The following is a 13,022-nucleotide window of genomic DNA, read 5'->3' on the forward strand; positions in this document are numbered from 1 at the left end:
TAGCCCCTTAAAAGACCATTGTCCGGATAAAATCTTCCTTGTCCACTTTCCTTCCTTGTCTTCGGTGGTCTTGCCTTCACAGATCATATTAAAAACCTAACCTTGTAAGGAAGGGGGTGGGGTCAAATAATATTCGATACAGTCTATTCTTATATCAGTATAATTTTTGCCGAAATTCTTTCCTAGGGGTAATGTCATAATTGCCTGAAATCTAGATAACATTAGATTCAGCGTGTTTACTATTCAGGAGTGCGAAAATGTCAAAAAAACTGGGTCAAAAAATCTCCCCCATACCCATGTCCACCGATATCGGCGTGGTAGATTTGATTAATAATTACTTCACAGCCTATAACTCAGCACGTTTGCGAGAAATCTGTCAACTCATGAGTCACGATATCTTAAAAGATGGCGTGACTGTGGGAGTTAGCCTTTCTGGTGCGATGACACCAGCTGGATTTGGAGTTTCAGCACTATCGCCCCTAATTCGCAACGGTTTTATTGACTGGATGATTAGTACAGGTGCAAATCTTTACCATGATATGCACTACGGCTTAGGTTTTGAACTGTTTGCCGGTAATCCGTTTTTGGATGATGTCAAGTTGCGCCAAGATGGTACGATCAGAATCTATGATATTATCTTTGGCTATGATGTCTTGCTGGAAACTGACGCTTTTATTCGCAAGATTCTCCAAGCAGAAGTATTTCAAAAACCCATGGGAACTGCCGAGTTTCACTATCTATTGGGTAAGTATGTCCGAGAAGTAGAAAAGCAGTTGGGAGTGCAGCATTCTTGTTTGTTAGCCACAGCTTATGAATGTGGCGTACCTATTTATACCTCATCCCCAGGAGATAGTTCCATTGGGATGAATGTTGCAGCTTTAGCTTTGGAAGGTTCAAAGTTAGTCATAGACCCTTCTATTGACGTGAATGAGACAGCAGCGATCGCCTATTGTGCCAGAGAATCAGCCGGAAAAAGTGCAGCTGTAATTCTCGGTGGGGGTAGCCCTAAGAACTTTTTACTACAAACACAACCGCAAATTCACGAGGTTTTAGGGCTAGAAGAAAGGGGACACGATTACTTTGTACAGTTTACCGACGCTCGGCCGGATACCGGAGGTTTGTCAGGTGCAACTCCCTCGGAAGCTGTGAGTTGGGGTAAAATAGACCCAGAAGAGTTACCTAGCACAATTGTTTGTTACACTGATAGTACCATAGCTGTACCATTAGTCACAGCTTATGTTCTCAACCAGTGTCAACCTCGACCTCTGAAGCGGTTATATGACAGACGACCAGCAATGCTGGAGAAATTAAAAACCGACTACCTAGCAGCTTTAGCACAGCCATCGGAGCAAGTCCGAGCTGCTGTAGCTGATATGGTATCTTAGCAATAATTCCTCATCGTCCCTAAAGCATGATTTAAATGGAACCCGCCCTTAAGGGTGGGTCTCACCGGAGATCATATTAACCGACCCCAGGGATACCCACCCCAAAAGAGTTATAATTTTTGCTCCACTCGTGAATCTTCCTGAGAAAATCTCCTACGGATTGTTTTACTTTCCCCATTAGCAGCAGTTGCTGTCATGAGATAGTTAATTGAGTCATCGGAGAAAGGAACCCGGAGGTGAAATGTACCGTCTGTTTTTACTTTAATGGGTTTACCAGCAATATTTACTTTTGCACCGGGTTCTGTTGAGCCGTGGATAATTAATTCAGCATCTGTGATCAACCAAAAATCTGTTTGGGGACGACTGAATACGCGAACTATTTCTGAACGGACGATTATTTCCCAGCTACCGCCTTGGTTAGTATAACCTATTTCGGCAATATAATCATGATCAGTTTCGGGAATTCCCACATAACGACTAGGCGCAATGTCATTGCATTCGTACTGCTGTACCAGAGGGGGAGTCTGATAACTCAAGTCTAAATTTGTGACATCATATAAGCGCAGATATAATTGAGATACGCTGTTATTTTGCAATATTTCCTTGTCAGATGGGGAAATGTACCAAGTGGCATTAGCCCACTTGGGTGTACGTAATTGAAGGATCAGACTACTCTCATTACTGATCTCGGGTAAATCTAGAAATGTTGTGTTTGCCGTTTGGAGATTTTTATCTGTGCCATCTGTCAAGGGTATACCAAAGACGCGAATCCGTTCAGAACTGGTAATAGTTACCCAATCATCACCTATATTGTAACCTATGGCGGCGATATAATCGCGATCGCTGCGGGGAATGGTAATATATTTCTCTTTGATTCCTGACTCTAGTTCATACTCCTGTAGCAGTTGGGGAGTTTGATAACTCAAGTCTAAATTCGTGACATCATACAGCCGCAGATATAATTGAGATATGCCATTATTTGACAATACTTCCAGGCCATCAATGTGCCAAGTGGCATAAGCCCACTCTGCATTTTTGGGCTGGAGGATAATATTTTGGTCGCCATAGAGATGAAATCCTGGCCTACTATCTTCTTGGGGTGTAGCAAAAACGCGAATCCGTTCAGAACTGGTAATACTTACCCAAGTATCATCTACCTTAAAACCTATGGCGGCGATATAATCGCGATCGCTGCGGGGAATCGGAATATATTCCTCTTTTATTCCTGAGTCTAGTTCATACTCCTGTAGCACTTGGGGAGTTTGATAACTCAAGTCTAAATCTGTCACATCATACAGCCGCAGATACAATTGAGATATGCCATTATTTGATAATCCTTCCTGACAAGTTTGATCAATGTACCAAGTCACATAAGCCCATTCTGGATTTCGCGGCTTAAGCATCATACTCCGATCCCCATCGATATTCAATCCTCCTCTGGTGTCTTCTTGGGGTGTAGCAAAAACGCGCACCTCTTCAGAACTGGTAATAGTTACCCAATTATCATCTACCTTAAAACCTATGGCGGCGATATAACTGCGATCGCGAAGCGTCCCCGCAAGCAGATCTGTTTGGGGAATCGGAATATATTTCTCTGGTGTTTCCCACTTTACTTTATATTCATCTACCAGTTGAGGACTTTGATAACTCAAGTTTAAATCTGTCACATCATACAGCCGCAGATACAATTGAGATATGCCATTATTTGATAATCCTTCCTGACAAGTTTGATCAATGTACCAAGTCACATAAGCCCATTCTGGATTTCGCAGCTTAAGGATAATACTCAGATCCCCATTCACTGCAGCGGCCATGACTACGCCAGCCAAGCTATCCCCCAGGGGATGATTCAACAATGGATCTTCGCCCCCATGACCCTCATGGTCAATCCCCATTTCTACAAAGGTTTCACTGTCTGCAAAAATATCTGTCCTCTCCGGATAATCACAGACAGTCCCATGGTTGATGGGTTCAGCTGCATCGGCTACTGTATTCAACACCTCTTCACTAATATCTAGGGATATTTCCTGTAAATTGGTCACCCGTGCCGATATATTTTCACTTAGTCGCAAACTGGCGCTTAAATCAAATTCTGGCTGGTGTTGTGCTGCTGTTTGGTCAAGAGAGTATTTGCTCTGCCAATTTTCCTCTTCAAACACCACTTCTGAGATTTGAGAATCTGTAGCTTGAAAATTTTCAGTTTCACCCAGTTCTTGATCATTCACTGTTTCAGGCACAACAACAGACCCCGTAGCAGTTGCTGCTGTAACAGAGGTATCATTTCTGGGGGTTGAGTCCTCATTTTTTTTAGAGATTTCGGCAGTATAACCAGGGACTTTTTTCTTAGGATCTGCCCGACGTGACCGGAACAGCCATATTAGTAACCCAATTATAACAGGCGTAGGTAATAAAAGCCACCATAAAGGTATCTCAGGCATCTGATCAGAACTAGAAATATTTTCTGGCGACTGGTCTTCATCTAATAGGGGAGCTGGAGGATCTAGTCCAGGAATTTCTAGTGTTTCTACTTCTCTCCCAGCCAGGGCCGTTTCTATGGCTTGCTTTCCTGGTACTGCCTGGGTAAACTTGATAAAAGCATCTAAATTGGGGCTAGGATTTTGCCTGTAAGCATACACCAAAGGCAGGGAATAGATATAGTTAAGCTGATCCGGTAAAGTTTCATTCACAGGAATCACTCGCACATTGGGCAGACGCGATACATCATGAACCAGGGCATAGCTAATACCATCATTGCCCAGTCTGGCGATAATTTCCGTGGTATCATCCTCTAGGACTACGGTAGCATTCGCGCCTGTAACCAGTTCAGATCCCTGAAAACCTGGGTAGGTGCGAAATGTGTTGCGAGTTTCGCTATTTACCGGGCGGTCAATGAATCGAATATTACTATCTGTACCTCCAACTTCTGACCAGTTGGTAATATTTCCACTGAAAATACCGGCGAATTGCTCAGAAGTCAAACTACCCTCAAAGGGATTATCCCGCCCAACTATGATAGCAATTTTTGCACTGTGAATCAATACTTGTGCCAGACCTTGGGCTTGTTCTTCTGGAGTCAAATCACGAGGTATCGCTGCTATATCAATATTTCCACTTAGCAAAGCTGAAATCGCCGCATCAGACCCATTAGTTGCAACCTCTACATTTGTCCCAGAAAACCCTTGCTCAAAACTCTGTTTTAAACTGCGGTTGATTGCTCCCAAGCTGGTAGAACCATCAATTTTGATTTTAGTCTGATCTTCCACTGTTTGAGGCGCTAGGAAAGAGTCAGTAGCAGATTGTGCCAGCACTGATGTCGGTACAAACAAAGGTACTGTCATAGGGGTAGTCACTAAAGACAGCAATAATGCTAGAGTAACTATTGCACTATCTTTTTTTTCTTCTTGCCACATATATTATTGATCTGGGTAGACAAAGCTAGAGGATCTGGAATTGTATCTCTTTATATTAGGAGCAGACGCGCTAATTATACATCTGGGATGAAATTTATCATTACTTTTTGACAACGGGGTCATGTACTCGCTCTCAGATTACTCAAGAGTTTAATTTAATACCTGCTGCGAGGATCATGGGGGGTATTTTGGCTTTAATTGCAGATTTGGTGTCTCAGTTACCAGGAAATCACCTGGTTTTACCCATCAACTCTGTGACAGCTTTAATTGGAACTCCGGTTATTAGTTGGTTGATTTTGCGGCGCAGATACTGATATTTTTGTCAGATGACAGTGGCAGTGGGGTTTGGTGATTAAGGTTTCCACTAAAGAGTTGAGGGCTGTGGCCGCTAGTAAGCCTCCTCCTAGAGTCCCTTCTATGGTAATGTATGGTATCGGTTGTTGCATAAGTCGGCGTTTGGCCGCAGGAGCGTGGCTAAAGCCTATGGGTAAGCCTATAATCAGGGCTGGTGCGATTTTCTGCTGCTTGATGGCTTCACAGGTCTCTAAGAGGACTGATGGGGCGTAGCCTATGACTAATATACTATTATTACTGATTTGGGCAAGTTTTTGCCGCCATTTGTCCTGCTCCCAGAATTCTGTCTCGGCCTCTGGGGCAGTGGTAATATGGGGGTTGTCAATTAAGGTGATAATTTCACACCCTAAGTGGGTGAGTCTGGTTTGGTCTAAGGCGGCGGCGACTGTGGGTATATCTACGACTATTTTACACCCGGTTTTTAAGCTTTTACGACTGGTGGCGATCGCACCTGGACTGAGTTTGACAAAGGATACTAAACTCACATCACCACAGGCTAAAACTAGTTCAGCTATTAAATGTTGTTCAATTTCCGAACGCTCGGACAGGTCAGGAAGGATGCGCTGTAATGACTCGGTAAATGCTTCTGCATGATTATGTACTTCTGCATCTAACCCACTCCACAGTTGATTAAGTTCTCCTAGTCCTACTTGGGTTTCTACTTCTAACAGTTTGAGTTGCGATAATACCTCGGCTTGCATGATTTGACAATGGCGATCGCGTCCTAATAAGCTCTCTAATGCTGAGGCTGTTTGTCTGAGTTGGGATATTTGCTGCATTACGGCCCCATATTGTTTTTGCAGTTGCTCTGTTAGGCTTTTGCTGTTGTCTGTTTCTGGTTCTATTTCTAAAATCTGGCGAATATGGTTAAGTTGAAAGCCTTGGTTTTTTAAGGCGACTATGCGCTGCAGTCTAACTATATCTCTATGTGTGTACAGGCGGTAGTTACCAGGCGATCGCTGTGGTTGTGGTAGTAGTCCTAGTTGATGGTAATGTCTCACCATCCGCGGGGTTATCCCTTGTCCTACTGCTTGGGTGAGTTCTTTGATTGTTAGGGTGGTCATCTGTTTTTAAACGCAAAGGTTCGCAAAGGTTAACGCAAAGGTTCGCAAAGTGGTTTTTATCGATTTTAGGCTTGACATTGACAGTGATGTCAAGGTTTAGGGTGAGGGCATTGTGATCAATGAGTTATTATGCTGAGTTATCGGGGTTTAACAAGATTTATTGCCGAAGGTTCGGATACTTTGGCGGCTGTGTTTTGTGGTATGTTTTTGTTTGTGGGTTGGTTGGCTTTGTCTGTTGATTGGTTAGGATGGGCTTTGCTGTTTTTACCCGCTGCTTATGTGATTGGTGGTTATGATAGCGCCCGGGAGGGTTTGACCACTCTGATTAAAGAACAAGAATTAGATGTTGATCTGTTAATGATTGTGGCTGCTCTGGGTGCTGCTGGGTTGGGTTTATGGCGTGGGGAATACTATCTAATTATTGATGGGGGAATTTTGATCCTCATCTTTGCTATTAGTGGCGCACTGGAAGGTTACGCTATGCGTCGCACTGAGAAGAGTATCCGTAGTTTGATGAGTTTGACACCAGATACAGCTCGGGTTTTACTGGGGGGAGAAGCAGAAATGCTGCCTATTACTCAACTCAAGGTGGGTGATGAAATTATTGTTAAACCAGGTGAATTGATTCCTACTGATGGTATAATTATATCTGGTTATAGTAGCCTCAATCAAGCAGCAATTACAGGGGAGTCTTTACCTATAGAAAAGTCTGTGGGAGATGAGGTTTTTGCCGGAACTCTCAACGGTTTTGGCGCTTTGCATCTTCGGGTACATAAACCACCTTCTAGCAGTTTGATTCAGCGTGTGATTCGTTTGGTGGAACAAGCACAGACGGACGCACCCCCTTCTCAACAGTTTATTGAGCAATTTGAACGCATCTATGCCCGGGTAGTTGTGGTCGGCGGGGTGTTGTTGGTGTTTTTACCGCCCTTAATTTGGGGTTGGAGTTGGGAAGTTACTATTTATCGTGCTTTGACTTTTTTGGTGGTGGCTTCTCCCTGTGCCCTGATGGCGGCAATTATGCCTACACTGTTATCGGGTATTGCTAATGGTGCACGACAGGGAATTTTATTTAAGAATGGGGCGCAGTTAGAAAAAATTGGTCAGGTTCGCGCCATTGCTTTCGATAAAACTGGTACTTTAACTACAGGTAATCTGCAAGTTTATGGGGTAATTTCTAGTGGTGAATATTCGGAGCCAGAAGTATTAAAAATAGCTGCGGCTTTGGAATCCTGCTCTGAACACCCCATTGGTAAGGCTATTGTACAGGCGGCTGGTACAGGTTGGGAATGTGGGGTTGATGTCCAAGCTATACCCGGACAGGGAATTGTCGGCTTTGTCAACCATCAACAGGTGTTTGTGGGGAATACAGCTTTTATCCGGGAATATGTAGACCAGTCCCCGGAGGAGTTACAAACCTGGGCGCAATCTCAGGAAAATCAGGGTAAAACTGTGGTTTGGGTGGCACAGGCTCAACAGATCATAGGTGCGATCGCCATTGCTGACCTGATTAGACCAGAAGCTGTATCTATGATTACTCGCTTGCGAAAGTTAGGGGTTGAGCAAATTGTCATGATTACCGGGGACAATCAACGCACGGCTGACAGCGTAGCCCAGACTGTGGGTATTGATCAAGTGTATGCGGAACTCTTACCTGAAGATAAGCTAAATGTGATCCGTCAGCTGCAACAAGAGTATCAAACTGTGGCTATGGTGGGGGACGGCATTAATGATGCTCCCGCCCTCGCCCAGGCTTCTGTGGGTATTGCTATGGGGATAGCCGGGAGTGATGTAGCTTTGGAAACCGCAGATATAGTATTGATGGCGGATAAATTAGAGAAATTAGCCACAGCTATCGAATTAGGTAGGCGATCGCACTCCATTGTCAAACAGAATATAGTTATAGCTCTAGGCTTTATTATATTACTGTTAATCGGTAACTTTTTAGGCAACATTAACTTACCCATTGGGGTCATTGGTCACGAAGGTTCAACAGTGTTAGTTACACTCAGTGGTTTAAGATTACTGAGAAACTGAATTTTACAGGATTCCGGGTTTAAATAGCCATCACCCGGAAATGATATCAGCTACTCGGCCGCAAAACACCTGTGGGTATTTAACCCGCCCATGTCAACCCAGTTAAATGGCCATTAGCTTACAATTAGCATTGCATTGATATTCAGGAGCAATAAAATGGGATTAACTGAACAGCTGTTAACTGCCAACAAAAAGGCTATGCTTATAGATGATTGCTGCCAAATGATTGATCAGCAGCTAGCTTCTAAATCAGGTATCACTGGTATAGCCTTGAAAACCGCCTTCACCGCCTTAAAAGGAGTGAACCCCGGATACATCCCTTATATTGTCGAGCAGCTGCTACCACAATTCCTGACAGCCCTTGACCCTCTCTGGACTGAGGGTATAGCCAAGGGTGATCCCGCATCTCACCTCATCGCCAGTCGTTCTGAAACAGCAGACGCTATGCTCAGTATTACCGATGCTAGAATCCAGCACACAAAGCGGCAAATAGTTAAAGGAACCTATGAAAAATTCCGGAGTTCCGCCAAAAAACACGTAGAAGAAGCAGTTCCAGACTTAGCTAATATAGTAGATAAACATACTAAAATTTAAGGACAATCCAGTATGTGAATGAAATTCATTTACATACTGGTGAACCTTGGGATTTACCCACCACAGTGGATAATTTCCGCCCCCGATGGCGGTATCCTCGGCTCATACAAAAGTTAGAAATATTTTAGCCACAAGTAGTATAATTGTACTGCAAGAATATTTACTCTGTGTGGTAGTCCTTCTCATGATACATGATCAAGGGATTTCTATTTCCCTATTTACAGGTGCATTTGGTCTGGATTTAGGTATGGAAGCAGCCGGATTTCATACAGTGACTGTAGTAGAAAAAGACCATGATGCTGCAAAAACAATTCTTCTTAACAGACCTGATCTTAAAGAAAGTGCTGTTCCTAGAGAAATAGAAAAACTCAGTTCCCAAAGACTACTTGAGGAAGGAGGAAGATTTTTAAAATTAGGTCGTGCTTTACAAGTGGGAGAAGTAGACTTAGTAACAGGTGGTCCACCCTGTCAGCCATTTAGTACCGCCGGAAAAAGAGGTTCAGTGATGGACCCTCGCGGTAGTTTATTTATGGAATTTATTCGTATTGTTAAAGAAGTTCAACCCCGTTTTTTCTTGATGGAAAATGTCAAAGGTTTACTTTCAGCACCTATTCGTCACAGACCAATTAATGAACGGGGTAAAAATCATCCCCCTTTAGCAGATGATGAAATGCCAGGATCTGCATTAAGGGTGGTACTATCAGAAATGAAACAACTAGGATATAAGGTAGTTTATAATCTCTTAGAAGCAGCAGATTATGGCGTTCCACAAAATAGAGAGCGTGTAGTATTTATCGGTTCTAGAGATGGTGAGACTGCTACATTTCCTCTCCCCAAATATTGCCAAAATGGTCAACATCTACCTAAATGGCGGACTCTCAGAGATGCTTTAACAGGTTTAGTTGATAGAGAGTCAGAGTTTATAAGTTATTCAGAAAATCGCTTAAAATACTTAAGATTATTACAAGCAGGACAAAACTGGAGACATTTACCAGAGGAATTAAAAAAAGAGGCTATGGGCGGTGCTTATGATTCGGGAGGTGGAAAAGTCGGTTTTTATAGAAGATTATCCTGGGATAAACCTTCTCCGACAATAACCACAAGTCCACATCAAAAAGCTACTGATATGTGTCATCCCGTAGAGTTGCGTTCTTTAACTGTACGCGAGTCGGCAAAAATTCAAACTTTTCCCGATGATTGGATCTTCTCTGGTTCGATAAGTTCTAAATATAAACAAATTGGTAATGCAGTTCCGGTATTGCTTGCAAAAGAAATTGGTACTTATCTTTTTAATTTAATCCAGGGAAATAAACCCAAAGCTAAAGAAATATCTGAACAACTATCGCTATTTTAGCTAGAGAATTTTAACTGTCTTTTTTTGTGGCTTTATACAAGTCTTAAACTCTGAACTTTTAAGAACTATAAAGCCTTTTGGTGTATCTAATGAAGTACACACCAATTTATTACTTATTACTTATTACTTATTACTTATTCCCTGTTCCCTGTTCCCTAAAACTAAAAAACTGTTTACCTCACGAGCATGGGAAATTCTATATCAGCCGAAAAAATCAAGCCAGTAGATAGAATGACTCTATCTAATGGCTCAATGGAATCATCTGCGAAGAAGACCTTTACACTAGTTTTAAATCAGGATACTCCGCCAAAATATCATCAGAAGTCAGGGTATCCCCTTCAGCTTGAGGAGTCCAAAGCACCTCAATAGCTAAAAGTTGATCACCTGGAATTCCACCAATTCGCCGCAAAACTTGACGCAAATCATCAGCACTGTTAACCTCTGGGATTTCCAACTTCCCTAATGTCGCCGCTAGTAGGGTAACAATTAGGTATTCCCCTGGTGCTTCACTGATTTGGTCAGCAGGGGGTAAAGCCTCTTTTTTCAAAGCTGCTTTCAGCTGGTTGTTGACGTTAGAGAGAGTTTCTTCACTAAACTTGCTGCGTTCGGCTAATGATAAACGGTTAAACTGACTTTCAGCCGCATTTAATTTAACTTGCTGCGTACCCCCACCTGCGTAGACCCAATATTCTGGATGACGCAGTAAAGCCAAACTGACTTCTTGCAATACTTCTGCTCTCCCTTCTGGGGAGTTAGTATCAGCAGATTCGGCTATCTGGTCAAGTTCGGTTTGCAAACCACGCGCTTGCGCTAATAAACCAACTTGTAACCGAGTTACAGAAACAGCAGGATTGCTGCTATACTCTACGTCTACCCCTTCACCACCGCTCACACGGCGGAAGGTTTGTACCAAGAAATTCGCGATCGCCAAGAAAATTAAGATGGTAAATAGACCGCCAAACCCACCACCAATCCCCCAAAAGGGAATCAAGAAGGGAAAGCCGAAACCACCACCGGGATAGTATCCTCCACCACCAGGAGGCGCATAAGTACGCGGTGTGTAGGTGCGGCTAGAAGGCGCTCTAAATGAGCCGCCACCGATGCGACCACCGCTGCGGGCTGCTAATGCATTATCACCATGGCTAAGTGCTAAAGTTAACACTAGGCTGAAAAGAAAGAAAACCTTTAACAAGGGTTTGATGGTTTGTTTTAGTTTGTTAGCCATAACACAGGCGCTTAGAAATTGTATTAGTTATGATTGCTTTCTAGGTTCCCAAAAATCTTTTACTTACTCGAACTAGTGAGTTGTTGATTGACACTAGCTCTTTTTAACATTCACTTTTTATTAAACTAAGCCGGTCGGTCACCCAACCGACTCGTCTTCAAAACCGTACGTGAGACTTTCACCTCATACGGCTCCTCGGTAATATGGTTCTTGTCATGAATACCTACAAGACTTCCATCATTGGATGTCTTTTTATCGTGGCAATGTCTGTGTAATAGTTGTAGATTTTTATATTCATCTTTTCCACCTTTAGATATGGGTAAGATGTGGTCAACTTCCATTACATCACCGTCCCTAAAGTAGTGCCCACATTCTGGACATTTACCCTTTTGCCTTTTAAGTAGGGTCGCTACTCTTTTATTGGCTTCGGGATGGTTTGTCATTCTTGAACTCCAATATACCCAATCACCGTTAAATGGTGAGGCATTGCCTTTAACCTTGATATGACGTACAATGGGAGTCTCTGGGTGTCTGTAAAGTTTGATGAACTTATCATCCATCTTTACTGCAAATTCCCAGTTATTACCTCCAATGGTATGCCAATATTTATTGGTTATCCATTTGCTGGGTTTATTGGGATGTCGGCGCTTTGCCCATCTGTAAAACCGTTGATAAACCTGTTTAGAGATATTACTGAAGATTTCTTTACTTACTACCGATGAGTAGTAATTACACCATCCCCTAATTATAGGATTAAGTTTACCTATCAATCTCGATTGTGGTGTTGGTAAGTTTCTTTTGATGGTGTCCGAAACCTTTTCGTAATGTCTCTTAACAGATTTCTTAGATGGGGTGATGATGGTTTTAAATCCTAGTATTTCCTTATGCGTATTCAATCCTGAGTTGTATTTACCAACTGAGCATTGCCTCACATTGAAGCCAAGGAAATCAAATCCAGGTTTTTCTGATTGATGTTCATACAAGGTATGAGCCAATCTGGTCTTGCTAGGCTTTAATTCCAATCCCATTTCATTTAGCCATTTAACTAAGATTTCCCTGCATTGTTCGATAACTGTCAGATTTTCATGCAGAATGACAAAATCATCTGCATATCTTATGATTGATATTGCTTCCGCCTTATTTGTTTTAGAACCTTTACCTGGTAATTTTGAAGCATATTCTTTAAGAACTTCTTCCATACCGTGTAAGGCTACATTTGCCAAGATAGGGGATATGACACCACCTTGTGGTGTGCCTTCTTCTGTAGGAAATAAGACTCTGCTATCAACCACACCTGCTTTCAACCACACTTTGATTTGACGGCGTAGTTTAGGGTAGGTGTTCAGTTTCTTTAACAATGCTTTATGGTTAATCTTGTCAAAACATTTAGCAATATCTGCATCCAGGACAAACTTAGGTTTGACATTTATGGATTTGAATATTGCTTGTATGGCATCGTGACATGAGCGTCCTGGTCTAAATCCGTATGAATTGGGTTCAAACTTTGCTTCCCATTCTGGCTCTAATGCCAGTTTGACAAGCGCTTGTAATGCCCTATCATACATTGTAGGTATTCCTAGGGGTCTTTTCTCATCTTTT

General features: G+C 42.6%; 8 protein-coding genes and 1 pseudogene. 5 read left to right on the plus strand and 4 right to left on the minus strand.

What is annotated here, in order from left to right; genetic code table 11:
* Window positions 1-257: 257 nt before the first annotated feature.
* Window positions 258-1,385 carry a homospermidine biosynthesis protein gene (locus NWP22_RS14260; RefSeq protein ID WP_271733981.1) on the plus strand — a complete coding sequence of 376 codons (1,128 nt, stop codon included), beginning with the start codon at window positions 258-260 and terminating at the stop codon, window positions 1,383-1,385.
* 110 nt (window positions 1,386-1,495) lie between these two features.
* Here NWP22_RS14260 and NWP22_RS14265 read toward each other — a convergent pair whose 3' ends face one another.
* Window positions 1,496-4,795, minus strand: coding sequence for a DUF4912 domain-containing protein (locus tag NWP22_RS14265; RefSeq protein WP_280802017.1), 3,300 nt, complete (start codon window positions 4,793-4,795; stop codon window positions 1,496-1,498).
* A gap of 155 nt (window positions 4,796-4,950) precedes the next feature.
* Between NWP22_RS14265 and NWP22_RS14270 the strand changes: the two are divergent.
* Window positions 4,951-5,109, plus strand: a pseudogene (locus NWP22_RS14270) (iron chelate uptake ABC transporter family permease subunit); the annotation flags it as partial.
* Here NWP22_RS14270 and NWP22_RS14275 read toward each other — a convergent pair.
* A complete protein-coding gene (locus tag NWP22_RS14275) occupies window positions 5,059-6,213 on the minus strand; it encodes a precorrin-8X methylmutase (RefSeq protein WP_271733979.1) in 1,155 nt (384 codons plus the stop codon). The pseudogene NWP22_RS14270 and the gene NWP22_RS14275 sit on opposite strands and share 51 nt — an antisense overlap.
* Before the next feature lie 129 nt (window positions 6,214-6,342).
* On the opposite strand from NWP22_RS14275, the gene NWP22_RS14280 reads away from it, so the two are divergent.
* The 3 genes from NWP22_RS14280 to NWP22_RS14290 all read left to right on the plus strand — a co-directional run bounded on the left by NWP22_RS14280 (window position 6,343) and on the right by NWP22_RS14290 (window position 10,198).
* On the plus strand, window positions 6,343-8,250 hold the full coding sequence (locus NWP22_RS14280; protein ID WP_271733978.1) for a heavy metal translocating P-type ATPase: 1,908 nt from the start codon (window positions 6,343-6,345) through the stop codon (window positions 8,248-8,250).
* A gap of 156 nt (window positions 8,251-8,406) precedes the next feature.
* Entirely contained in the window at window positions 8,407-8,844 is a 438-nt protein-coding gene (locus tag NWP22_RS14285) for a DUF6918 family protein (RefSeq protein ID WP_271733977.1), read from the plus strand.
* Between the two features lie 184 nt (window positions 8,845-9,028).
* Window positions 9,029-10,198, plus strand: coding sequence for a DNA cytosine methyltransferase (locus NWP22_RS14290; protein ID WP_271733982.1), 1,170 nt, complete (start codon window positions 9,029-9,031; stop codon window positions 10,196-10,198).
* 277 nt (window positions 10,199-10,475) lie between these two features.
* Here NWP22_RS14290 and NWP22_RS14295 read toward each other — a convergent pair whose 3' ends face one another.
* Entirely contained in the window at window positions 10,476-11,423 is a 948-nt protein-coding gene (locus NWP22_RS14295; RefSeq protein ID WP_271733976.1) for a DUF1517 domain-containing protein, read from the minus strand.
* 125 nt (window positions 11,424-11,548) lie between these two features.
* Window positions 11,549-13,022, minus strand: a 1,474-nt coding sequence (gene ltrA, locus NWP22_RS14300) for a group II intron reverse transcriptase/maturase (RefSeq protein ID WP_280802018.1), incomplete at its 5' end; no start/stop codon positions are given.

Origin of the sequence: Anabaenopsis tanganyikae CS-531 (assembly GCF_029891675.1) — a bacterium.
Classification (GTDB): domain Bacteria; phylum Cyanobacteriota; class Cyanobacteriia; order Cyanobacteriales; family Nostocaceae; genus Anabaenopsis; species Anabaenopsis arnoldii.